At 47.2% G+C, this 24,898-nt stretch carries 24 protein-coding genes; 23 read left to right on the top strand and 1 reads right to left on the bottom strand.

Features of this window, described 5'->3' with window-relative positions; all coding sequences use genetic code 11:
• Window positions 1-13 precede the first annotated feature (13 nt).
• The 23 genes from GKG43_RS02630 (at window position 14) to GKG43_RS02740 (ending at window position 23,515) form a co-directional block, all read left to right on the top strand.
• Window positions 14-1,999, top strand: coding sequence for a bifunctional diguanylate cyclase/phosphodiesterase (locus GKG43_RS02630; protein ID WP_129878480.1), 1,986 nt, complete (start codon window positions 14-16; stop codon window positions 1,997-1,999).
• Window positions 1,996-2,724 carry a DUF554 domain-containing protein gene (locus GKG43_RS02635; RefSeq protein WP_050641918.1) on the top strand — a complete coding sequence of 243 codons (729 nt, stop codon included), beginning with the start codon at window positions 1,996-1,998 and terminating at the stop codon, window positions 2,722-2,724. The genes GKG43_RS02630 and GKG43_RS02635 overlap by 4 nt, the downstream gene beginning before the upstream one ends.
• Window positions 2,725-2,883: 159 nt before the next feature.
• Complete coding sequence (locus GKG43_RS02640) at window positions 2,884-3,942, top strand: LacI family DNA-binding transcriptional regulator (RefSeq protein WP_243125808.1); 1,059 nt, start codon at window positions 2,884-2,886, stop codon at window positions 3,940-3,942.
• Between the two features lie 297 nt (window positions 3,943-4,239).
• Window positions 4,240-4,722, top strand: a complete 483-nt coding sequence (locus GKG43_RS02645; RefSeq protein ID WP_243125809.1) for an RpiB/LacA/LacB family sugar-phosphate isomerase — start codon at window positions 4,240-4,242, stop codon at window positions 4,720-4,722.
• Window positions 4,719-5,387 carry a ribulose-phosphate 3-epimerase gene (locus GKG43_RS02650; protein WP_129878482.1) on the top strand — a complete coding sequence of 223 codons (669 nt, stop codon included), beginning with the start codon at window positions 4,719-4,721 and terminating at the stop codon, window positions 5,385-5,387. The genes GKG43_RS02645 and GKG43_RS02650 overlap by 4 nt, the downstream gene beginning before the upstream one ends.
• Window positions 5,388-5,947: 560 nt before the next feature.
• The gene (locus GKG43_RS02655) at window positions 5,948-7,012 is read left to right on the top strand and encodes a LacI family DNA-binding transcriptional regulator (RefSeq protein ID WP_243125810.1); all 1,065 of its coding nucleotides are present in this window, start codon (window positions 5,948-5,950) and stop codon (window positions 7,010-7,012) included.
• A 14-nt stretch (window positions 7,013-7,026) separates the two neighbouring features.
• The gene (hxlB, locus tag GKG43_RS02660) at window positions 7,027-7,590 is read left to right on the top strand and encodes a 6-phospho-3-hexuloisomerase (RefSeq protein WP_243125811.1); all 564 of its coding nucleotides are present in this window, start codon (window positions 7,027-7,029) and stop codon (window positions 7,588-7,590) included.
• 85 nt (window positions 7,591-7,675) lie between these two features.
• Entirely contained in the window at window positions 7,676-8,791 is a 1,116-nt protein-coding gene (locus tag GKG43_RS02665; RefSeq protein WP_050641914.1) for an autoinducer 2 ABC transporter substrate-binding protein, read from the top strand.
• A gap of 185 nt (window positions 8,792-8,976) precedes the next feature.
• Window positions 8,977-10,470 (top strand): sugar ABC transporter ATP-binding protein, encoded by a 1,494-nt coding sequence (locus tag GKG43_RS02670; RefSeq protein WP_050641913.1) that lies wholly within the window; start codon window positions 8,977-8,979, stop codon window positions 10,468-10,470.
• Window positions 10,471-10,488: 18 nt separating this feature from the next.
• Entirely contained in the window at window positions 10,489-11,511 is a 1,023-nt protein-coding gene (locus GKG43_RS02675; RefSeq protein ID WP_050641912.1) for an ABC transporter permease, read from the top strand.
• A gap of 1 nt (window position 11,512) precedes the next feature.
• Window positions 11,513-12,475: an ABC transporter permease gene (locus GKG43_RS02680; protein ID WP_050641911.1), complete on the top strand. Its 963-nt coding sequence runs from the start codon at window positions 11,513-11,515 to the stop codon at window positions 12,473-12,475.
• A gap of 94 nt (window positions 12,476-12,569) precedes the next feature.
• Entirely contained in the window at window positions 12,570-13,523 is a 954-nt protein-coding gene (locus GKG43_RS02685) for a ribokinase (protein WP_129878488.1), read from the top strand.
• On the top strand, window positions 13,504-14,070 hold the full coding sequence (gene hxlB / locus GKG43_RS02690; RefSeq protein WP_129878490.1) for a 6-phospho-3-hexuloisomerase: 567 nt from the start codon (window positions 13,504-13,506) through the stop codon (window positions 14,068-14,070). Before GKG43_RS02685 ends, hxlB (GKG43_RS02690) begins: the two co-directional genes overlap by 20 nt.
• Before the next feature lie 53 nt (window positions 14,071-14,123).
• On the top strand, window positions 14,124-14,609 hold the full coding sequence (locus tag GKG43_RS02695; RefSeq protein WP_025654576.1) for a VOC family protein: 486 nt from the start codon (window positions 14,124-14,126) through the stop codon (window positions 14,607-14,609).
• Between the two features lie 93 nt (window positions 14,610-14,702).
• Window positions 14,703-15,338, top strand: a complete 636-nt coding sequence (hxlA, locus tag GKG43_RS02700; RefSeq protein WP_129878492.1) for a 3-hexulose-6-phosphate synthase — start codon at window positions 14,703-14,705, stop codon at window positions 15,336-15,338.
• Window position 15,339: 1 nt separating this feature from the next.
• A complete protein-coding gene (hxlB, locus tag GKG43_RS02705; RefSeq protein ID WP_050641906.1) occupies window positions 15,340-15,900 on the top strand; it encodes a 6-phospho-3-hexuloisomerase in 561 nt (186 codons plus the stop codon).
• A 998-nt stretch (window positions 15,901-16,898) separates the two neighbouring features.
• On the top strand, window positions 16,899-17,330 hold the full coding sequence (locus GKG43_RS02710) for a hypothetical protein (RefSeq protein ID WP_050641905.1): 432 nt from the start codon (window positions 16,899-16,901) through the stop codon (window positions 17,328-17,330).
• A gap of 168 nt (window positions 17,331-17,498) precedes the next feature.
• Window positions 17,499-17,939, top strand: coding sequence for a helix-turn-helix transcriptional regulator (locus tag GKG43_RS02715; RefSeq protein WP_050641904.1), 441 nt, complete (start codon window positions 17,499-17,501; stop codon window positions 17,937-17,939).
• 84 nt (window positions 17,940-18,023) lie between these two features.
• Window positions 18,024-18,980: an aldo/keto reductase gene (locus tag GKG43_RS02720; protein ID WP_129878494.1), complete on the top strand. Its 957-nt coding sequence runs from the start codon at window positions 18,024-18,026 to the stop codon at window positions 18,978-18,980.
• Between the two features lie 18 nt (window positions 18,981-18,998).
• The gene (locus tag GKG43_RS02725; RefSeq protein WP_050641902.1) at window positions 18,999-20,174 is read left to right on the top strand and encodes an iron-containing alcohol dehydrogenase; all 1,176 of its coding nucleotides are present in this window, start codon (window positions 18,999-19,001) and stop codon (window positions 20,172-20,174) included.
• A gap of 530 nt (window positions 20,175-20,704) precedes the next feature.
• Window positions 20,705-21,154: a ribose 5-phosphate isomerase B gene (gene rpiB, locus GKG43_RS02730; RefSeq protein WP_050641901.1), complete on the top strand. Its 450-nt coding sequence runs from the start codon at window positions 20,705-20,707 to the stop codon at window positions 21,152-21,154.
• A gap of 71 nt (window positions 21,155-21,225) precedes the next feature.
• On the top strand, window positions 21,226-22,308 hold the full coding sequence (mtnA, locus tag GKG43_RS02735; RefSeq protein WP_050641900.1) for an S-methyl-5-thioribose-1-phosphate isomerase: 1,083 nt from the start codon (window positions 21,226-21,228) through the stop codon (window positions 22,306-22,308).
• Window positions 22,309-22,753: 445 nt separating this feature from the next.
• Window positions 22,754-23,515, top strand: a complete 762-nt coding sequence (locus GKG43_RS02740) for a DeoR/GlpR family DNA-binding transcription regulator (RefSeq protein WP_050641899.1) — start codon at window positions 22,754-22,756, stop codon at window positions 23,513-23,515.
• A gap of 321 nt (window positions 23,516-23,836) precedes the next feature.
• Here the strand turns inward: GKG43_RS02740 and GKG43_RS02745 are convergent, their stop codons facing one another.
• Window positions 23,837-24,631: an HAD family hydrolase gene (locus tag GKG43_RS02745; RefSeq protein ID WP_129878496.1), complete on the bottom strand. Its 795-nt coding sequence runs from the start codon at window positions 24,629-24,631 to the stop codon at window positions 23,837-23,839.
• Window positions 24,632-24,898: the final 267 nt, after the last annotated feature.

A 24,898-nucleotide genomic window follows, 5' to 3' on the forward strand; every position in this document is an offset into this window, starting at 1 on the left:
CAGGGCAAATGGAATGAAAGCAAAATGGAAGTATGCTCTTCTTGGTTTTTTTCTTGCCATGGATCTTCTAATTGTGTTTGTGTTACGTTCGGTTTATAGTTCGCAGTCTTATGGCCAGTTAATTAACTATGTCGGTATTGTCCGCGGCGCCACCCAGCGTCTCGTGAAGCTGGAAATGAACAATCAGCCCAGTGATAGTTTGATTACATACCTGGACGACATTATGGACAATCTGAGCGCAGGCGAAGGCAAATATGGTCTGATCCTTCCTGACGATAAAGAATACAGGGCGTGCCTGGGGGAACTGGCAACCGAATGGGCAAGCCTGAAAGAAGATATCTATAATTACCGGGGCGGGTATACGGATGCAAAAGTGCTGCTTGAAAACAGTGAGATTTATTTTAATCAGGCGAACAAAACGGTGTTTGCAGCAGAGGCATATTCTAAACACCGTACAACGAACCTTCTTCGGATGACAGTTGTGTTGATTATCTGCATTGTTCTTATCTGGCTTCTGATCTTCTGGTCCAGCCTCAGAAAGATGCTGAATCTGGAACATGCGAATAAAAGCCTGGAGGATAAAGCAGGAAGGGATATCCTTACTAATGTCTATACAGTAGATAAGTTTAAAAAGACTGCACAGGAGTTTCTGGATGAGGACAGCGGGCTGAAATACGCTGTCTTTTATGTGGATTTTGCAGATTTTAAGTATATAAATGATGTATTCGGCTATGAATGGGGAGACCGTATACTGAAAGAATACGGCGGCATACTGGAACAAGACCTGGATGAAAAAGAGGTAGTCGGGCGGGTCAATGCCGATAATTTTGTGATTCTAAGACACTATGAGACTAAAAAGGATGTCCTTAACCGTCAGAAAGAGGTTGACAAAAAGATCACAGATTATATGCGCAATTCCGGAAACAGACATATTCTATCCGTCTGCTGCGGGCTCTGCTGTCTTGAGGATGTAATAGAGAGCCTGAAAATAGAAGGCCTGATGGACCGGGCAAATTTTGCCAGAAAGGCTGTTAAGACGGGCAAGTTTGACAGATACCGCTTTTATAACGAGAGCATACGCCGGCAGCTGTTCCTTGAAAAAGATATTGAAAGCTGTATGGGAAGTGCGCTTGAGAATAAAGAATTTAAAGTCTACTATCAGCCCAAAGTGGATCTGAAGACAAACCAGATCGTCTGTTCAGAGGCGCTGGCGCGCTGGCAGAAGGCGGATGGCACAATCATTCCACCAAGTGATTTTATCCCTGTCTTTGAAAAAAATTACACAATACCTCTTCTGGACAGATATATTTTTGAGGAAGTCTGCAGGTGGCTGAGGCATCTGCTGGATGATGGACTGCAAGCGCTTCCGGTCTCAGTTAATGTATCCCGCCTCCAGTTCTATAACAGCGATTTTGTCAGCATCTACACAGAGATACGGGATAAGTATAACATCCCCCCCAGTCTTCTGGAGATCGAGTTTACGGAGACCATTCTGTTTGATAACTGGGATGAGCTGAGCAAGATCGTTGAGGATCTTCACAGCGCCGGGTTCTCCAGTTCCATCGATGATTTTGGAAAAGGATATTCTTCACTTAGTACGGTGCAGAATCTGAATGTTGACGTCCTGAAAATAGATGCTGCTTTTTTCCCGAATATCACGTCTAAAGAAAAGGACAGGCTCCTTGTAGAGGGGATTATTAAGCTGGTGAAGCAGTTTGGAGTGGTAACAGTGGCTGAGGGAATCGAGACGGAGGAACAGGCGGAAGTACTGCGCGGCATTGGCTGTGATATGATACAGGGATATGTCTTCTACAGGCCGATGCCGGAACAAGATTACGAAAGCCTGCTTTTTGAGAAGAACAGCGGTGAGACAGAGGCGGCAAAAAGAACTGCTCAGGATAACGCGGTAGAGGAAGGATTGCTGCACGAGGGAAAAGCGTGCGGACAAATCAGCGCAGATCAGGGAGTGTATTACCAGGATAATGGAGAATTTGCATGAAGGGGTTAGGAACAATTGTCAATGTTGCAGCTGTAATTGCAGGCAGCGGGATTGGTTTACTGATTAAAAACGGATTAAGGCAGCGCTTTCAGGATATCCTGATGCAGGCATGCGGTATTGCAACTATTTTTATTGGAATAGGCGGGGCACTTACCGGGCTGCTCAAGATTACCCCGCAAGGGGCGCTGGAGACGCAGAATACCATGCTTCTTGTATTTTCTCTGGTACTTGGAAGCCTTCTGGGAGAAGCACTGAATATAGAACTGCATATGGAACATCTGGGAGATACCTTGAAAGCCCTTGTAAATGCTAAGAAAGATACCCAGTTTGTGAACGGATTCGTTACGGCTACACTGGTGATTTGTATCGGAGCAATGGCAATCGTAGGCTCTATACAGGATGGACTGACAGGCGACTATACGATGCTCCTGGCCAAATCGCTTCTGGATTTTGTGATTGTGATGGTATTCGCATCCACATTGGGAATTGGAGTGATGTTTGCTGCGATTCCTCTGGGGGTCTATCAGGGCGGAATTACCCTGGGGGCTTCGTTGATATCGGGCTACATGAACGAGACACTGATTTCGAATCTGTCCTGCATAGGTTCCGTCCTTATATTCTGTGTCGGTGTGAATCTGGCGTTTAAGAAGATGATCAAGGTGGGGAACATGCTCCCGGCAATATTGGTGCCTATCGTATATAACTTTCTTACATTTCTGCATTAAATTTATACCAATGTTGGTATCAGATAAAGATATGGACTTCTGGCAGGTGTATATACCGGCCGGGGGTCCATATGCTTTCCCGGCTCTTATGGAAAAAGCATGGAAAACACTGGATTTTATAGGGTTCTATTATTGTAACCCCGGAAAAGATGAGTTATAATGAAAGCAAACGAAATTATTATGATACCAATGAAACCGAGGTCTAGAGAGATGCCAAATGTAACAATCAACGATATAGCCCGATGTGCAGGTGTATCTAAAGCAACTGTGTCACGTGTACTGAATCATCCGGACGTAGTTGATGAGAAAACAAGGAAAACTGTCCAGAGGGTGATGGAAGAGAAAAATTACCGGCCTTCCGTGACGGCTAGAAATCTGTCGAACAGGAAATCCAGTACAATCGGAGTGATACTGCCGCAGGTGGACAATATGTTTTTTGGCGAAATGCTCCGGGGAATGATACACGTTGCCGATAAAAATGAACTGACCATTATGTGCTTTAATTCGGATGACAGCAAGAAAAAGGATCTGCAGACACTGGAAATTCTGGCGGGTCACAGAGTAAGAGGACTGATCTACGTACCCGCAGTATCCTATGAGGAAAAGAACGAGAGAAAAGTGCTGAACCGTTACCTGCGTACACTGGATGCGCCGGTGGTTATTGCAGACAGGAACATCGATCTGCCGGTGGACGGTGTGTTCTTTGACGATAATGCGGCCATGTACGAGGCAACCTGTGCAGTGATCGCAGCGGGACATACCAGGATTGCAATCATTAACGGGACGCAGGAGCGGGTGCTGGGCAGGCAGCGGCAGAGCGGATTTGAGAGGGCGGTGGAAGAGGCCGGGCTGATTATACCGGAGGAATATATTATGCTCGGGGATTATAGTATACAGAGCGCCTATATGATGACAAAAGAGATGATGAAGCTTCCGGTTCAGCCGACGGCAGTAATTACCTGCAATAATGATACTACAAAGGGATTTCTGGAGGCGGTGTATGAGAGCGGCAGGTCAATACCTTTAGACTACAAGAACGTATCCCTTGATAAGATGGAGATGCTGAATATCCTGGGAATCCCCTACAATTACATAGAGCGTGACGCATACCAGATGGGGCAGAAGGCCATGGAACAGCTGATTAACCGCATAGCATTTCCGGACAGGGCTTACCGGCATATTATTATTGAATCCCCATTTGTGAAGCAGAACCTTTAAAAGAAGATAAAAATGAACCATCAGAGACGGTTTGTGCAGATTACACAATGTAAAATAAAATGCATAGCCGCATGCTGATGGTTTTTTGTATAATTTTATGAAATTATAAAATAAAAAGCCAGTTCATTGACAAATGGAGTGGAAAGGAGTTATATTTAAAACATCTTGTAACCGGTTACAGCAAAATAAAGTTCACAAAATTTTCTTAATACCTTAAATATAGGCATTTAATGCCATTTATGACTAATATTAATAAAGCGGTTACATAAAATATCGATTATGGCAGGAGGAATCGTCTTGAAAATTATTATGGGTGCCGATCCGGCAGGTTTTGAACTAAAGAATGCGATCAAAGCAGATTTGCTAAAGAAAGGCTACGATATTACAGATATAGATCCGGAGACTCCCGTGCTGTTCCAGGAAGCGGCAGTCGCGGTGGCACAGGGCGTTCAGAGCCGGGAATACGACAGGGGCATTGCGATATGCGGTACGGGTATGGGAGTCAGCATTATATGCAACAAGCACAGAGGCGTCTATGCGGCCCTGTGTGAAAGCCTGTATCAGGCCCGGAGGGCCAAAGCGGTGAATAATACGAATGTATTGTGCATGGGCGGTTTTATCATAGGCAATGAAATGGGGATCGAGATGGCCAACGCCTGGCTGGAAGCAGAGCATATGTCAGGCCTCACACCGGAGATGGCCAGAATTGTGGAAAAGGAATATGATCAGCTGGTAGAATTTGAAAAAACGGTATATCGAACTGAGGAGGGGCGGCAATGAAGAAGATCTCACCATCCATGATGTGTGTGGAAATCGACAAACTGAATGATTATTTGAAAATATTTGAAGAAGAAAAAATAGAATATCTCCATATTGATATTATGGATGGTGAATATGTGCCCAATTATACGCTGGGGACGGATTATGTACGGCAGCTCCGAAAGACAACCGATATACCGCTGGACGTACATCTTATGATAAACAATCCGGAAAGGAAAATTGCGTGGTTCGATTTCCAGGAGGGGGAGTATGTCTCTGTCCACGCCGAGAGCACACAGCATCTGCAGAAGGCACTTCAGGCTATTAGGGCCACAGGTGCAAAGCCAATGGTTGCGATTAATCCTTCGACAAGAGTGGAGGAACTTCAGTACGTCCTGGATGACATGGACGGTCTTCTTGTTATGACCGTAAATCCGGGATTTGCGGGACAAAAGGCAATTCCGCAGACGATCCAGAAGATCAAAGACTGCAGGAACTATCTTGACGAACGGGGATATCAGCATATAGAGATTGAGGTTGATGGAAACGTAAGTTATGAACTGGCAGGGGAAATGTCTAAAAAACATGCGGATATCTTTGTGGCCGGATCTTCCAGCTTCATGAATGGGATTGATGGAATGCGGGAGGGGATTCGGCTTATGCGGCGGGTTATTGCGGTCAGTTGAAGCGCATAAGGGACGCCGCTTGAACCGAGTACAGGGCTGGCTTAAAACGGGACAGGACTGTAAGCTGGAGTAAAGGAAAAGAGACGAAAAACCGGGACAACCTGGGCACATCACCCGAAGCCTGATGGCTTCGTGCGCTGGGCCCAGGAAAACTTGTAATTCGGAATTACAAGTTTTGTCCCGGTTTTTCGTCTCTTTTCCTTTACTCCAGCTAACAGTCCTTTTACGTTTTAAGCCAGCCCTGTATTCGGTTCAAGCGGCTGGTTCATCATGACGGAAATGTGGCCGCATATGGAGGGAGCGCGGAACGGGGGCGGCGGATGGAGTTGGATGTGACGGAGGAGAATTGGGGGACATTTTTCGAGTTGTTTTTCAGAAACCGCTTTCTTTTTGGGGGAATATGGGGGATGATGTCGAAATATGGAGGATAATGGAAAGATAAAAATATGTCGATTATTTTGTGGAATATATACAAAAATGTGGTGCTAAAAACATTAAAAACGACGAAAGTATGAGGAGAATAGGATGAGGGGTTGACGAGGGGGAGGTTGTGTGCAATAATGATTTTACTGAAACCGGTTACAAACATTCAGCGGGGGAAATGGAATATGCCTAAAGAATTTACGATCAATGACATTGCAAAAGAGGCGGGCGTTTCGAAGGCGACAGTGTCGCGGGTGTTGAATGAATCAGCTTCCGTTAAGACGGAGACGAAGGAACGGGTTCTGGAGATAATGGAGAAGCGCCATTTTTCTCCTTCGGCTACGGCCCGGAACCTGTCGAGGCAGAGCTCGAATACGATCGGCGTGATAGTACCGGAGGTTGATAACCCGTTTTTCGGGGAGATGCTCAGGGGAATCACGGAGATCGCAGACAAATATAATTATACTTTAATCTGCTGCAACTCAGATGACAGCGCGGACAAGGACAAGAAAGCGCTGCTGATGCTGAAGGAGCACAGAGTGAGAGGGCTGCTTTACACACCGGCGGTTGATTATACAACCAAGGAACAGCAGAGAGAGATCAACAAGCATTTGAAAGATCTGAACGCCCCAATCGTGATTATGGACCGACAGACGGATAGTCTGGAGGAGTATGACGGAGTTTTTTTTGATGATGAGAAGGGCCTGTATGAGGCCACGATGGCTTTGATCAGGGCGGGGCACACGAAGATCGGCCTTCTGAATGCGACGATGGACAGAGTATTGGCCAGGGTTCGATACAAAGGTTATGAGAGAGCCATCCACGATGCAGGTATTCCTCTTGAGAGGCGGTACATATTTGAAGGGGATTACCGGATGACGAAAGCATATAAGCTTTCTAAAAAGCTTCTTTCTATGGAGGACCGCCCCACGGCAGTGTTAACCTGTAACAACAGAACCAGCCTCGGGTTTCTGAAAGCACTCTACGAGAGGGACGAGCGTTTGTCAAGAGACATCGCCTGTATCGGGCTGGACCGAATTGAGGCATTCGATGTGATTCACAACAAGTTCAACTATATTGAGCGGGATGCCAGCCAGATGGGCCGTCAGGCAATACGGCTTCTAAATGACAGGATCGCATATCCCGAGAGGCCGCTGAAGCAGATCATACTGACGCCGGTCTTAAGGATTCAGGAATTATGAGAATGGAGGTTAATATGGGAGACAGATTTAAAGAATTATCGGCTATGGCGATGAAAGAACTGACAGAAGTATTTGACAGAATGGATGATTCCAATGTAAGAGATCTTCTGGAACTCATAAAGAAAACAGACAGGATATTCCTGCTGGCAGCGGGAAGGGAAGGACTGTCTACCCGGTCCTTTGCCATGAGGCTGATGCATCTTGGCAAGCAGTCTTACTGGATCTGGGATGATACCACACCGTCCATCGGAGAGGGAGACCTGATGATCTGTGCATGCGGCTCCGCGAATGTGGGTCATGAGAATTATATAGCAAAGATGGCGAAAGACAACGGCGCCACACTGGCGCTGATAACGCCGTCAAATGAAGGTTATCTCTTATCTATTGCAGACCTGACAGTAAATGTGCCGGCAGCGGCTTATAAAGCCACCGGGGATTTTGTTCCTACAGAGCAGCTGATGGGAAATCTCTTTGAACAGGCACTCTTTATTCTCTATGATGTGTTGGTTATGATGCTGAGAGAAGAGATGGGAATCAGCAAAGAAGAGATGGTCAGCAGACACCGGAATGTAGAATAATGTCTGCAGCAACAATGCCCGTAATGGGCCATGCGAAAGCATGGAGCGATCACATAAATTTTTTCAAAAAAGGAGGAAAAATGTTATGAAAAATCTCAAGAAATTTGTCGCAATTATGGCAGCGGCAGCAATGACACTCTCAATGGTGGCATGCAGCAGTGAAAAAACCACCACGTCCTCAGACACAAAGAAGGAAACGAAAGAGACCACAACGGAAGACAAAGGAAGCAGTACTGATTTGTTTGATATTGCAAATTACAAGTCTGACAAAGACAAGTCTGAATGGACAATCGCAGTTGTAACAAAGGATAACACAGCAAACTGGTTCAAACGGATGGAAATCGGCGTTAACGAATTCGGTGAAGAGACCGGAATCAACGTAATCCAGAAAGGACCGGCTAACGCAGATGCAGCTTCTCAGGTACAGGTTATTGACGATTTGATCAACCAGGGCGTTGACGCACTTTGTGTAGTGCCGATCGATCCGGGCGCAATCGAAGCATCCCTGAAGAACGCTATGGAGCAGGGCATCGTAGTTATCACACACGAAGCTTCCAACCAGAAGAACACATTATTCGATACCGAAGCATTTACAGCGGACGATTTCGGTGCAGCAATCATGGATGCTCTTGCAAAAGACATGGGTGAAAAAGGTAAATATGCTCTGATGGTAGCTTACACAACATCTACAACACATATGGAATATGCAAATGCGCAGTACAAACGTCAGCAGGAAGCATATCCGGACATGGAACTGATCAATGACGGTGCAATCCCATCAGCAGAATCAGAAGAATCCATTGATACATCCTATGAAAGAGCAAAAGAAATCCTGAAAGCAAATCCGGATCTGAAAGGCTTCACAGGTGTTGCATCTACAGACTGCCCAGGTATCGCTAAGGCTGTAGAGGAACTCGGACTGGACGTTAAGGTTGTTGGCGTAGGTACACCGAACGAATTTAAGCCATACGTAGAATCAGGCACAATCTCCACAATCAAACTGTGGGATCCAAAAGACTCCGGATACGTTATGTGTAAAGTTGCTTCTATGATTCTTGCAGGTGAGGAAGTTGGAGAAGGATCTGACCTTGGCATCGATGGATACAATAAGATCACTATGGTTGAAGGCGACAACAGATGCCTCATCGGACAGGCTGACCTTACAATCACAAAAGACAACATCAACGACTACGATTTCTAAATTTTATAAATGGAAATCAGACTTACCGGACGGCAGCTGAAGGTAAGTGAGTTTTGGAAAAACAGTAATAATCGCACATCTTACATCCGTGTGGGATGTGCGGTTTTTTTCCAGACTGGGGTAACGTAAGTGAAAAGTGGTGGATTATTTACGTTACCCCAGTGAGGACAGAAAGGCAAGGTGACATGATGGGAAGTGAAAATATCCTTTGTGTAAAAGGAATTAAGAAATCATTTGGCGGTGTCCATGCTCTCAAAGGTGTGGATCTGACAATTAAGCGGGGGGAAACGCATTGTCTGGCAGGTGAAAATGGATGTGGAAAATCTACCATTATCAAGGTCATTTCCGGGTTCTACAAACCGGACGCAGGTTCTATAGAAGTGGATGGAAAGGGCTTTCCGATCATGACACCTGCAGAGGCCATCAAGGCCGGAATCCAGGTTATCTACCAGGATTTTTCAATCTTCCCGAATCTGACAGTAATTGAAAATCTGGCATTTAACCAGGTACTGGCGAATAAGAAGAAACTGGTCAACAAAAAGGAGTTCCGCAGGATTGCAGAAGAAGCAGTGCGAAAAATTAATTTCGATGTGGATCTGGACGCGCTGGTTGAGACGCTTCCGGTTGCCGATAAACAGCTGATTGCAATCTCAAGAGCACTGCTCGATAATGCAAAACTGATTATCATGGATGAGCCCACAACCGCTCTGACCAAGAAGGAGGTAACCAGGCTCTTTGAGATTATCACAGATTTGAAAAAGAATGGGGTCACAATCCTCTTTGTATCCCATAAGCTGGATGAAGTGTTTGAGATTTCAGACAGCATTACAATCCTCAGAAATGGCGAAAATGTTATCAGTTGTCCTACCAAAGAGATGACAGAGGAAAAGTTTGCTTACTACATGACGGGACGTCATTTTGATACGCAGGTTGTAAAAGAAGTAAATGAAAACAAGTACGGTGATGTGGTTATGGAAGCAAGAAACCTTACCGCTCCCGGATTTGAGAACGTAAGCTTCGAACTGCATCAGGGAGAGATCCTGGGCGTAACAGGGCAGTTGGGATCCGGACGTACGGAACTGTCTCTGGCATTATTCGGAATGCTCAAGCCAACAGGCGGACAGCTGCTGGTGGATGGAAAAGAAGTGCATATCAAGAGTGTATCAGAAGCCCAGAAACTGGGGATTGCCCTGGTTCCCGAGGACCGTCTGACAGAAGGGCTCTTCCTTCCCCAGTCGATTATCCGGAATATCACGGTCAGCAAGATGGACCAGCTGGCTAATAAAGCCGGCATTCTGAGCAGTAAAAAGGTTGAGGAAGAATCCGCGAAATGGGTGAAGGATATCGGGGTTGCCACCAAGAATCACGAATTCCCGGTTCAGACACTCTCAGGAGGAAACCAGCAGAAGGTCGTTCTCGGCAGATGGCTTGCGAACCACCCGAAAGTATTAATTCTGAACGGACCTACAGTAGGCGTGGATATCGGCGCCAAATATGATATCCATAAACTGCTGCGAGAACTGGCTGCGAGCGGTATGGCAATTATTGTTGTATCCGATGACGCGTCAGAAGTAATTGCAACCTGTGACAGGGCACTGGTCATGCAGGCGGGACATGTGACAGGCAATCTGTCGGCTGACGACCTGAATGCGGGCACGCTTGCACAGGCTACGGTCTAGGGAAGGGGTGAAGTGCAAATGAATAAATTTTTCAAGAGATTGATTAAGCAGACAGAATTTTATGTGTTTTTAATCATTGTAGTTCTGTCACTTGTAATACAGGCGAGATCCGGATTGTTTTTCGCTAACAATAATATCGTAGACCTGCTCCGTTCCATGATAGTTCCGTCTATCTACGCAATCTGTGCACTGCTGGCTTTTGTCAGCACTGGTCCGGATGTATCCTTTCCGCTGATTGCGGCGCTGAGCAGTTACCTGGCTCTGACCGTAACGAACAGTCTGGGGCTGGATGGCGCACCGTGGATCATTACATTTATTATCGGCATTGTATTTGGATGTATCATGGGAGCGCTCAACGGAATCATTATTGTAAAGTATAAATTTCCAAGTCTGATCGTAACACTGGGTACCAGCTCCATTTTCAGCGGAATCCTGCTGGGGGCTTTCGAGGCAGAGAGAATGGACCTGCCGGCGAATCTTGCAGCATTTGGAAAAGCGTCATTATTAACAGTTAAGAATGCAAAAAGCGGGCTGGGTTCTACACTGCCGCTGACATTTGTTATTATGATTGTTATTTACATCATTGCCTACCTGATTCTGAATAAAACAGTTGTGGGACGCGGTGTGTATGCAATCGGCGGCGACGAAGTATCCGCAGAGAGAGCCGGATTTAACGTGAAGGGAATCCGTTTCGGAATCTTTGTTGTAAACGGCGGTATAGCTGCAGTGGCAGGACTCTGTTATGCAGTCATGTCCATGAGATATCTGCCGACTGAGTATGCGGGCGGTGAGATGATCGTTATTGCGGCCATCATTCTGGGTGGCACGAGAATGACGGGCGGTATCGGAACCCTGAAGGGATGCCTGCTCGGAACACTGCTTCTGACGATGGTATCCAACAGTCTGATTCTTCTTGGAATCTCTGTTTACTGGCAGAAGGTATTTATTGGAGCCATTATTATCATAGGTACGGCAATCTCTGCAATTCAGAGCCATGCCGGCGCCAAGGTAAAGACCAGGTTAAAGAAGGAGGCGGCATAATATGAAAAAAATGGACAGTAACATCAAACGTTTATTAATAATACTTGTTGCTTTCATCGTGATAGCCTGTGTTACAAAGCCAAGTGAGTTTATCAAGATCGGGAACTTCCAGACCATGGCAAAACAGCTTTCCGAGTATGGGCTGATGGCAATTGGTGTAGGGATCTGTATGATTTCCGGAGGAATTGATTTGTCTACCGTATATATCGCAAATCTCTGCGGTATTATCGCAGGGCTGATGATGCAGGGGAACGGAAGTATTGCATTGGCAATCCTTGTTGCTCTGATTGTCGGAATGATCTGCGGTGCATTCAATGGATTTTTGGTATCTTACCTTAAGATACCAGCAATGCTGGCTACGCTGGGAACCTACCAGCTGTTCATGGGAATTGCGATTATATTCTCCGGCGGCAGTACGGTAAGCGGTATTCCCGAAGGATATACCGGCTTTGCGACTACAGCGCTGTTCGGTTATGTGCCGCTCTCTTTTGTAGTATTTTTGATATTGATTGTGGTCATGACATTTATTATGAGCAAGACAAAATTCGGAACAAGAGTATACCTTGTCGGAACAAATGAAAAAGCGGCCAAATTTGCAGGTATCCACTGTAATGCCGTATTAATTCGTACCTATATGCTCTCCGGCCTGGTATCCGCAGTGGCAGGGCTTCTGAGTCTTGCAAGAATCAACTCTGCAAAAGCAGATTTCGGAAGCAGTTACACGATGCAGTGTATCCTGATTGCAGTGCTGGGCGGTGTGAATCCGAATGGCGGCTTCGGCACCATTCCCGGAATCGCCGTTGCGGTAGTCATACTTCAGATGATGTCATCCTATCTGAATATGTTCCCAAGCATCAGCAACTACTACAGAGATTTAATCTGGGGTATAGCTTTGATTGGTGTTCTGATTATCAATTTCGTCCTTGACAAGAGAAGAAATCAGAGGCTGAGTAAAATCAGCTGATATATTCTGCGGGTTCCTCAAATGTATATTGCAGTGAGGCCCCGCAGTTATCAGTTAAGGATTGGAAATAAAGTGAATCGGTCAGGAGGATGTTATGGAGAAACCGAAAATATTAGTTGTAGGCAGCATGAATATGGACCTTTTCGTGGAGGGGGCAAATTCCATACCGGGATTCGGAGAGTCCATTATGTGCGGTAATTATGGATATGCTACAGGCGGAAAGGGATCCAACCAGGCTATCGCAGCAGCTCTTCAGGGAGCGGATGTTACGATGGTGGGACGGCTCGGCGAAGATACGAACGGGGAGTCCCTGAAAAACGAGCTGAAAAAAGCCGGAGTCCGTACGGAGTATATTGTAACTGACAAAGAGAAGCAGACAGGACTTGCCCTGATGCTGCTGAATTCTGACGGGCGCTATGTTTCTTATGTAGCGCTGGGAGCGAATGGCAGCATATGCGCGGAAGATGTTAAGGCGGCTTTAGAGGCGGAAAAGTTCGATATGGTAATTATGCAGCTGGAGATGCCTCTGGAGACCGTATATCGTACATATGAACTGGCAAAAGAGCGGGACATTCCCGTGTTCCTGGATGCGGGGCCTGCGATGAGTATCCCGCTGGAGCGGCTTCAGGGGCTGTATATCTTATCCCCTAACGAGGCGGAGACAGAGGCACTGACGGGGATAACTCCCGACACGGAGGAACGCGCCGTTGAAGCAGCCAAATGGCTGTATGATCAGGCGCGTCCCCAGTATGTGATTCTAAAATTGGGATCCCGCGGGGCTTTACTCTATGACGGGAAAGCAGCGGAACTGATTCCGTGCTTTCAAGTAAAAGCAGTCGACTCCACTGCTGCAGGAGATACCTTCGGCGCGGCGTTGGCTATCCGCCTGTGCAAGGGCGACAGTATGAAAGACGCCATCCGTTTTGCGCATGCGGCTGCGGGAATCTGTGTATCCCGTATGGGGGCGCAGGTATCGATCCCGAAAGAGGCAGAAGTGACAGCATTTTTAGAGAAAGAAGGCGGTTCCCATGGAAAAGAAGCAGTATAAGGAAATGCATGATGTGATCATTGAGGAGTGCGGACGTGCCCTGGATGCGATCGATGCCGATGATGTGCTCCGTTATATTAGGATGATCCAAAGCGCCGAAAAAGTATTTTTTGTCGGCGTGGGAAGGGTTCTGCTGTCATTGGAGGCTATGGCAAAACGATATGCCCATCTGGGGATACGGGCCGTAATCGTAGGTGAGATTACAGAGCCGGCTATTACACCGCGGGATGTTCTGGTGGTAGGTTCCGGGAGCGGAGAAACGCTGTTTCCCGCCGGAATCGCGAGAAAGGCAAAAGCGGCGGGGGCAAAGGTAATTCATATCGGAAGTAATCCGTCAAGCGGTCTTCGGGATGTTGCAGACCTGTTTCTGCGGATTCCGGTGGAGAGCAGGGCGAAGATGGATGATGAGATTCATTCCAAACAGCCGATGACGTCCCTGTTTGAGCAGGCTCTGCTGCTCTTTGGGGATACGACGGCGATGATGATGATCGAAGACAGAAAGATTGATCTGGACGGTCTCTGGGAATATCATGCCAATCTGGAATAACCGGGTGGCAGCAAGAACGGTACAGTAAAAAATTATAATAGGAGGAACATACAATGAAAGGATTAATTAAACAGATAGCAATCTTAGTGGAAGATGTGGACAAGGCAATGCAGAATTACTGGGATATTCTTGGGATCGGACCATGGGATGTGCGCCATTTCCGTCCGGAAACATGTCATGATTTCTATGTGAACGGTGAGCTTCAGACAGAAGGCTTTGATTTTATCTGTGCTGTCTGCTGGCATGAGGACATTGAACTCGAACTGATCCAGCCGATTGAAGGGCCGAATGTATATTGGGATACGCTGAAAAGAAAAGGTTCCTGCCTGCATCATTTCAAAGTAGTCATTCCGGATAATGATGAGCTGAAGGCTTATGTGGAAGAGCTGGAGGCAAAGGGAATGAAAGTTATGCAGACCGGCTGGATTGACAACGACGTCCATTATTATGTGGACTCAGAGGATAAGCTTGGGTTTATTCTGGAATTGGGCAATGGCGGAGCGATCGGAGAACCTGATTACCGTTATCCGGCAGAATAGTTTAGATCTCAAAACAGTTTATTCCGTAAAGGAGCATTCATAATAACAGTTCAGGTCTGCCTGAACTGTTACCATTCATAAAAGGAGAAAAGCATGAAACTACAATTGGCACTGGATGATTTGACAATGGATGAAGCGCTGGAGCTGACAGAGAAGGTGCGGGAGCATATTGACATCATAGAGATCGGAACTCCGTTTGTTTATCAGGAGGGGATGCGCGCGGTTCAGATATTTAAGGAGCGCTTTCCCGATAAAGAAGTGCTGGCGGATATGAAGATTATGGATGCCGGATATTACGAGGCAGAAGAAGCCCTGAAAGTTGGTGCAGACTATGTAACCGTTCTGGGCGTAACAGATAACCTGACAATTAAGGGATGCATTGACGCGGCGGAGCATTATGGTAAAGAGATTGTGGTGGATATGATCTGCGTTCCGGATATGCCGAAGCGCATCCGTGAGCTGGAGGAACTGGGGGCACATGGAATGGCCGTGCATGTGGGGACAGACCAGCAGGCAGCGGGACGCAAACCTATTGATGACCTGCGTGTCATGGCAAAGCACTGCGAGAAGGCAAAAATCTCTGTTGCCGGCGGCATCAGCCCAAAGACGACTCCGGAATATGCGGCTTTAAAGCCTGAGGTACTGATTGTTGGAAGCGGGATTGCACATGCGGCAGACCCGGCCGGCGCAGCAAAGGCGATTAAAGACAGTATGAAGGAGTGTGAATAGAATGGCAGAAGCAGTGATTTTAAAAAAAATTCTGGAAGAATTGATGGAAAATGCGAAACAGATCCGGCAGGAGGAGCTGGAACAGTTTGCAGACAAGATTCAGGAAGGCAGCCGCATATTTGTTGCAGGCGCAGGCCGTTCCGGGTTTGTGGCAAGGGCATTCTCCAACCGTCTGATGCACCTTGGGCTTACCGTTTACTTCGTGGGTGAACCTACTACACCTTCGATCCAGAAGGGAGATCTGCTGGTTATCGTGTCCGGCTCAGGGGAAACCGGCAGCTTGAAGGTGATGGCAGATAAGGCGAAGAAACAGGGAGCAATGGTTGCGGTAATTACTATTTTCCCGCAGGCATCTATCGGCAGTATGGCGGATGCGGTGATCCAGGTTCCTGGTGTGACACCGAAAAGTGAACTGGAGACTTCGACTACATCTGTACAGCCTATGGGAAATGCATTCGAGCAGACAACATGGCTGATCTGTGATAATATAATCATGATTTTGATGGAGCGTATGGGAAGGACCCAGGAAGAGATGTTCTCTTTGCACGCGAATCTGGAATAGGAATTGCATCCCAGACAATATGTAAATCGGGTTTTAGTCGGCTAGCTTTAGCCTGGTCGACGAACGGGGACGCTTCATGACGGGGAGGCCGGGGAGGCGCTGGGGCTGTATATGCCGTTGCGATATGCACCCGTGCTGCTAAGTGTTTCTAGAACAGCCGCTGCCGGCTAGGCGGGTACGCTGAACACATCACGGGAAATCTGATGATTTCCCGCGCTGGGTTCAGCAAACACTTGATTCGGAGATCAAGTGTTTCCCCGCCTATCTGGCAGCGGCTGTTCAAGAATCACTAAGCGCACTCCAGCATTTCGCAACGGCATATACAGCCCCAGCACCTCCCCGGCCTCCCTGTCATAAAGCTGGCTCATCCAATGGGCAGGAAAACTCGCCAACCGGGTGGGATCCCCAACCAGGGCAGCGGATGTGAATTGGCTATGCGTATTTTTTTATCTTCAAGATGTGTATTGAATAATTTTGATACTGGAACCGTATCCCCTTGCTTATGTACACCTACTGGGGACATAAAAGTCCCGCCAATTCTATATCCATACGCTGCCCCCGTTTGAGGCCCCACCTTAGGGATGAGTCCTTTTCCTGCCGGTTGGATGCGCCAGCTCCATGAAGGGATAGCCGAAAGCCTCCCGGAGAACATCCATGTCCTTTCAAAAACGCTCAAAGCGGACCTTAGAAATTCTTGGTGGGAAACAGTCCTGAAAATGGAGAGATTTTTGGATTCCGAATCCAAAAATCAGCTGACCCAGCGCGAGAAATCATCGGATTTCTCGTGATGTGTCAGTGGTGCTCCATTTTCAGAGCTGTTTCCCGCCTAGAATTTCTTAAGTCCGCGGCCGCATTTTTGAAAGGACATGGATGTTCTCCGGGAGGCTTTCGGCTATCCCTTCATGGAGCGTCCTTATTGTGGATAACCTCCGGTTGTGTTAAACTGAATGTGTAAAAGTACTTTTTATGGGAAGTTTTACAGAAGCGGAGGGATAGGTATGAAGACGTTGAAAGAGCTGAGGGCAGTGATTCTGGTTTTTGGTGTATATGTTATATTTGGGGTTTATCAGTGGGTGAATATTTATGCTTCTATCAGGCTTGAAAGGACTTATGAACTTGGGTACAGGCATATGGCGACGATTGCCATGATTCTATATTGGCTGGCGGTGGCCGTGGTGGTTACACTTTTGGGCGGGATTATGAAGAAACGTTTTCTATGGGTGGAAATAATACTGATAGATGTACCAGCGGTGCTGATGCTGTTCTCACAGGTTCTGTACTTTACATTTCCTTCTCCGATTCTGCCATTCGTAGTGGGGGCGTATTCGGATAAATTCATGGTTTTAGGAGCCGTCCTTGCAGGCTGCGAGGCGGTGCGCTATGTACGCTACTTCAGAAACGGGCGCAGTCCTTATAAACGAATTGTGTAACCCGCTTCAGACCCGCTCTGGAGCGTGATAAAAGTTAGGGAAAAATACCCTATAAAAGCGATCTGCAACTCCGGGTTGCGGCGATGTAAAGTGTATCTGGTGGCCAGGAAAAAGAGTGGATGGTATAGTAAGGCAAGAGCGGCATAATAAGACGAGGAGGCGAAGAATATGACTCTGGGCGAAAAGATACAGAAACACAGGAAAGAGAAGCGGATGTCCCAGGAAGATCTGGCGGCGCTGCTGGGGGTATCCCGGCAGGCCGTATCCAAATGGGAGCTGAATGATACGATACCGGACACGGAGAATGTAATACAACTGGGGCGGATACTGGGAGTCTCTCTGGATTATCTTCTGATACCGGAGAGGGAGTCACACGATGAATGCGGTAAAACCGGCTCGGAAAAACCAGACAGGCCGGGAAAAAGAGGAAGAGCCTTGGTGGGATGGGGCATCTACCTGGCGGTTGTGATGATATTTCTCGTCATAATGTGGTGGAATTCTTCCTTTTGGGTAGGGCTGGCTAATGCGGTAAACATTACGGTTCTGGCGGTTTTTGTTTATATTGTCTGGCTTCTCATAAAAGCGTTGAAGAAGTATATACAAAAGTAAAGAGAATATTTATAATAGAAGTGTCGGGGCAATTGTAAGAGATAGATTGCTGCCGGCACTTAAATATTGGAAAGGAGCGAGCGAATGAAGAAGATTGTGATACCGGGCACGGATCTGGAATTATCCCCGATGGGGATGGGATGCGTGAATGCCGGCCTGAAGTGGGACGGCAAGGAGGCAGATTACATATTTGATGCTTTTTTGGATATGGGCGGCAATCTTTATGATACTGCGCGGGTGTATTCCGACTGGGTGTTACCTGAGATTGGGAGAAGTGAGCGGGTTCTGGGAGACTGGCTGGAGAGAAGCGGAAAGAGAAACAGGATCGTGCTGATCACGAAGGGCGGACATCCCGACATGGCCTGCCCAAAACCGGATCTTCATAAAAGCCGGATGAGGGAAGCCGATATGAGGCATGATGTGGAATTGTCTCTCCGGGCACTGCACACGGATTATATAGACCTGTATTTTTATCATCGGGATGATGAGTCCATACCGGTGGAGGAATTAATCGAGACGATGGAGACATTTGTAAGGGAAGGAAAGATCCGATACTATTGCTGTTCGAACTGGAGCGCCAGCCGGATGAAGGCGGCGGACAGCTGCTGCCGGGAGAAGGGGTACCGGGGATTTGCGGCAAACCAGGTGCTGTTCAATATAGGTTCCCGCTTTATGATACCTTTGGAGGACGATACCATTCGGTATATGGATGATGAGATGCAGGAATATCATAAGGAAAACTTTGCGAATCTGGCGATGCCATACATGGGAATCTGCAGCGGTTTTTTCCATAATTTCATCGAAAAGGGTGAAGATTCCGTACTGGATTCGCCTTACTATACAAAGGAAAATATCAGACTGGCAGAAAGAGTCCGGATGCTCACGGAGAAGTATCAGGCAACGGTGACGCAGGTCGTTCTTGGCTTCTTCACATGCAGGGATTTTCCATGTGTTCCGCTGTACGGGCCGCGCAGCGCTGATCATCTGAAAGAGGCAATGGGCAGCTTTGAGATAACATTTATGAAAGAAGATTATGAATAAAGACGGAGGAGAAATATTATGGAAAATTTTACATTTTACAGTCCTACTTATTTTGTGTTTGGCAGAGAAAAAGAAACGGAGACAGGGCATTACGTAAAGCGTTTTGGTGGAAGTAAGGTTTTGATTCATTATGGCGGCGGCAGCGTAAAGCGTTCCGGCCTTTTGGACAGAGTGAAGGTATCCCTGGAGACAGAGGGAATTGAATATGTTGAGCTTGGAGGCGTGAAACCGAATCCGAGGAGCGGACTGGTATATGAGGGCATCAATCTGTGCAGAAATGAGGGCGTGGATTTCATACTGGCTGTTGGCGGGGGAAGTACGATTGACTCCGCGAAAGCGATAGCCGCAGGGGCGGTTTATGAGGGCGACTTCTGGGACTTTTATCAGGGGAAGGCGGTTGAAAGAGCGCTGCCCGTGGGTACCATCCTGACGATCGCGGCGGCCGGCAGTGAGGGATCACCTGATTCCGTGATCACGAAAGAAGAGGGCATGTTCAAGCGCGGAGCTACAGGAGAAGCAATCCGCCCGGCATTTTCCATCCTGAACCCGGAACTGACGCAGACGCTGCCGGCTTACCAGACAGCCTGCGGTGCAACCGATATTATGGCACATGTTTTGGAGCGCTATTTTACAAACTCAACTGAGGTTGAGATTACAGACAGGCTCTGTGAGGCCGTACTTCTTACCATGGTAAAAGAAGTGCCCCGTGTACTTGCTGATCCGGATCATTATGAAGCGCGTGCCAACATTATGTGGGCAGGTATGGTTGCACATAATAATACATGCGGTGTGGGAAGGCAGCAGGACTGGGCCAGCCATGATATCGAACATGAGCTTAGCGCAATGTATGACTGTGCACACGGTGCAGGGCTTGCAGTCATATTCCCGGCGTGGATGCGGTATACCGTGGAACACAATCCGATGAGATTTGCACAGCTTGCAGTCAGGCTGTGGGGATGCCAGATGGACTTCGAAAACCCGATGAACACTGCGCTTGCAGGAATTGATGCGTTCAAGTGCTTCCTCAGTTCAATTGGGATGCCGGTATCCTTCGCAGAGCTTGGCGCAAAGGAAGAAGATATCCCTGCCATGGCGGAAAAGAGCTGCTACGGTGACGGAAGAGGCGGATCACTTGGCGGGTTTGTAAAACTTGGAAAAGAAGATGTGGAGAAGATATTCCGGCTGGCTCTGTAATATTATCTTTGGGGCAAGATTGTTACTGCACACACTCTGTTACTTTTCAGACCGTGCCGTGCACCTCGCTGCACGGCATCGGAGCCGATGAAGTGATGGTCTCGGGGCATCTGGTCTCCGCTCCGCTTCGGTCCGTGCTTAACATGCGCCGCTGGCGCATAGCACCCCTCGCCGTAGGCTACTTTTATGGGCAGATGCTGTTACTGTGCACGCCCGTAGGGTGAACAGTAACCACACTCTTCGGAGGGCAGTAATAAGAAAATTAGATTACTTGACATTTCAGACTTGATGGTAGACAATAAAATAAATGACGGTTTTATCTGCCGGGGCAGATCTGTACCACTGCAGATAAAGGAAGCAGGCTTATATATTGAACAGTTCAGACAAGTCTGAATTGTTCTGCATCCAGCTGTTTAAACCGCTTTGCGATGGGCTGGATGCCAGTGGCGCCATGCTTTCGCACGGTCTGCGCAGTAAATGCACAGATCTGTCTGGACTGTTACTATAAATTTTACTGAGGAGTGGAAAAGATGAGAATAGGTATTGGCAACGATCATTCAGCGTTGGAGATGAAAGCGGAGATTATTGAATACTTGCAGGAAAGGGGCCATGAGGTTGTAGATTACGGCACAAATAGTGCTAAGAGCTGCGATTACCCCAAATATGGCGAGATCGTCGCGCGGGCGGTTGCAAATCATGAGGTGGATCAGGGCATTCTGATATGTGGGACAGGGCTTGGCATTTCACTGGCTGCGAATAAGGTAAAAGGGATCCGTGCGGCAGTCTGCAGCGAGCCATTTACTGCGCGTATGGCCAGAATGCATAACAACTGCAATATTCTGGCATTCGGGGCAAGGGTGATTGGGCCTGAGCTTGCGAAGATGATCGTGGAAGTGTGGCTGGATACGGACTTCGAAGTGGGCGGACGCCATCAGAGGCGGGTAGATATGATTGGCGATATTGAGGAAAGGTGGGAATAACCCTTTTTCTGTACAGGTAATTAAAGTGGGTGTGCCTGCTTTGATAATATAAGGTAAAGGAGAATTGATTAATGGCGAAAACAATTCTTGAATATGATACGGTATCTCTGGATGAGGAGAGTGGCGCGCTGGTGATTATTGACCAGACGCAGCTGCCCGGAAAGATCGAACTGCTTTCCCTCACTGATATTGAAGACATCTGGGAGGCTATTTACCTGCTGAAAGTAAGGGGGGCTCCGGCCATCGGAGTGACGGCCGCCATAGGTGTTTATCTGGCGGTTAAGGATCTGAAGACGAATGATATGATGGAATTTCGTGCGGCTTTTCAGCGGGCAAAGGATTACCTGGCCACATCCAGGCCAACTGCGGTGAATCTTTTTTGGGCGCTGGAACGGATGGAGGCAGTAGTGGAAGACCATATGGCCTGTCCGGACTGCGGTGTGGAAGATGTGAAGGAACTGCTTCGCCGGGAAGCGCAGCGTATCAGAGAAGAAGACATTGAGGTATGCAGAAGAATCGGTGAAAATGCACTGACTCTTGTGAAGCCCGGCGACGGGCTGCTGACCCACTGCAATGCAGGCAAACTGGCTGCAGTAAAATACGGTACGGCAACGGCGCCGATGTACCTTGGGCAGGAGAGAGGATATGGATTCCGTATCTTTGCAGACGAGACACGACCACTTCTGCAGGGCGCACGGCTGACGGCTTTTGAACTGCAGGAAGCAGGGATGGATGTAACACTGATCTGTGATAATATGTCGGGATCGGTCATGAAGAAGGGCTGGGTTGATGCCGTATTCGTGGGCTGTGACAGGGTAGCTGCGAACGGTGATGCGGCCAATAAGATCGGAACTTCCGTGGTTGCGGCGGTTGCCAAATATTATGGCATTCCATTGTATGTATGCGCTCCCACATCAACAATAGATATGTCGCTGCAAACCGGAGAGGCTATACCGATAGAAGAACGTTCCGCAGAAGAAATAACGGAGATGTGGTATAAGAACCGTATGGCGCCGGAGGGCGTGAAGGTGTATAATCCATGCTTTGATGTAACCGACCATGAATTGATTGCCGGGATCGTAACGGAGTATGGTATCGCCAGACCGCCTTACGAGGAGTCTTTGAAGAAGATATTTGAAAATATAAATAACTAATCTGAATGAAACACACAGTCTAAGATCTGCATTAGACTGTGTGTTTTTCTGCATTTCAAATAAAGTTCGGGAACCTGGTAGAATCATACTGTCAATCTTCTTATAACGATCACTGCGCAGGAAAAACCAGTCGGTTAATTTGGGTATATGAGCAATCTGTTTCGTATTATTTTGAAGAAATGGATAAAGCAGTTTTTAGTGGGATGACGGGGAGTATTGTTACCTTTATATAGTCAAACATATAAAACGAAGAAGAAATTCGAGGATAACGGAAGTTGGTTTGCTTTATTTGTTAAAAAAGTTTAAAAAAATGGAAAAAATTGGAAAATGCTGTTCTTGTGGGCTCCAAAGTATGCTAAAATATGATAATAGGAAACCGTCATATTTCCTTATAATTGTGGTGTGTGGATTAGGGTACTTTTCTGAAATTCGTAGGGAGAAAAATATGGAGGAACGCAGAAGAAAAATATTGCAGGAACTTGAAGAGAAAGGAAAGGTTCGTGTAAATGAATTGAGTGCAGAGCTGGGGTGTTCTGAAGTAACAATCAGGAACGATATAAAATGCATGGAACGGGCCGGTCTTCTGATCCGCACTCATGGAGGTGCGCTTAAAATAGAAGAAAATCCTCAAAAAAAGTATTCAGCAGAGAGCATTTACCGGAACACGGACAAGAAAAGAGCGATTGCAGCGTGTGCGTACGAGTGCATTGAAGACAGGGACACAATTATCATCGATGATTCTTCTACCAGCTTCTATTTAGCGCTGCATATCAAGCAGCATCCGGAAAAAAGTATAGCAGTGGTGACTAATTCACTTATGTCCGGTATCGAACTGGCCGGATTAAAGCATGTTGAACTGTATATGGTAGGCGGACCGGTGGGGGGAAACCTGGCGGCCACAATAGGAGACGAAGCCGTGGAGGACATATCCAGATTCCATGTGGATAAGGCATTTATAGGCGTACACGGAATTAATTTTGATGTGGGAATCACATCCATAGCCACATCCCAGATGCAGGTAAAACAGGCAATCCTTAAAGCAACGGAAAAAATATACGTACTGGCGGACAGCAGCAAGTTCGGCGGCGGATACTTGTCCGTCATCTGTCCGTTAAAAGATGTATATAAGATCATAACAGACAATCAAGTCAACAAAGATTATGTTAACCGCGCAGAAGCAGAAGAGATACCGTTAGTTTTGGCTTAGGGATGTAGGCGGATTGGGAAGGGACGCCGCAGGCCCCAGCCATCCCTATGTCCGGGGCCTGCGGCTGGCGCATCAAAATAACTGCTTGCATCTGACGGGAGCCGGACGGGAGAGGCGGCTGTGGGCTGGTATAGCGGGACAGTATTGAGAGGAGAAGGTGGATTATAATACTGCCGTAGGCAAATAAAAGAGAGAACTCTCTTGTATTTGTTAGTACTTCTCCGCAAACGGGCTGCTTCCCGGACCTCTCCCTGTGTCTCCCGCCGTCATTGCGCCCCCCGCTTCTGCCTGGCGGACCTCCTCGACTCATCCACCCCTCACTCATCCAAGTTCCACTATGAGATCTTCGAGTACTTCTTCTACGGAGTCTGTTACGTAAGTGGAGTAATAGGAGATCCCCGGTGCCGCATTGGACATGGCATAACTGGTTCCGGCGCACTGGAGCATCTCAATGTCATTATACTGGTCGCCGAAGGCCATGCATTCTTCTGGTTTGAGATGGAAAAGCTCCATCATTCTTTCCAGTGCGGTTCCCTTGTTGGCGCCCGGGGTGATAAAGTCGATCCAGATATTTCCCGATGTTACTACGTTGATTTCATTACTGAACATATCCTGCAGGTGCTTGAGATATTTATCTACGATATGAGGACCATCTGACATGTTGCCGATTGCTATTTTCAGGAAAGGGCCTTCGATTTTTGAGATGTCGTCGACGATTTTGGTAGTATTGTGCATCACATTTACGATGTGATTAACAAAGGCAGGATCATTGTCCTCGATAAAGCAGGCGTCCTCCCGGGATGCGACGATCTCAAAGTGTTTCTCCCGTTTGATTTCTGCAATAATTCTGGCAGCAAGGCTGTCATCGATTGAGGCACGTGAGATAACTTTGCCCTGGTGGATGCAAAGAGCGCCGTTCTCGGCAATGTAGGAGATCTCGTCCTTAATCTTATCAAATACGATACGTTGGTTATCATACTGCCTTCCGCTGGCTGACACAAAATGAATGCCTTTTTCTGTTAGTTTGTGTATCAGTTCAATAGAACGCGGGGGAAGTTCCTGCGCACCTCCCTGCAAAAGGGTGCCGTCTAGATCGCTGGATACTAATTTAATCATATAAAACCTCCAAGTTATATTTATAAAGGCCTTATACTCAAGCCTCCGGTCAGTACATCCCAAAATAACAGCAAGTTAATGATTATTCAATGTACTGGATGCAGGAAACTTAGATATAAGGCTTGCTTCATTATAATAAGTTATACTTCTTATATATTACCCTAAATTGGGCGAATTGTATAGCCTTGTTCTCCGGAAAATTGTATGCTACTATTCTATTGTGGGAAGTGTGTGGGAATTGCGTGGGGGTCTGACCCCTTTGCAAAA

The organism is Eubacterium sp. BIOML-A2, assembly GCF_009680135.1.
In the GTDB taxonomy this organism is placed as follows: Bacteria; Bacillota; Clostridia; order Lachnospirales; family Lachnospiraceae; genus Faecalicatena; species Faecalicatena contortus_B.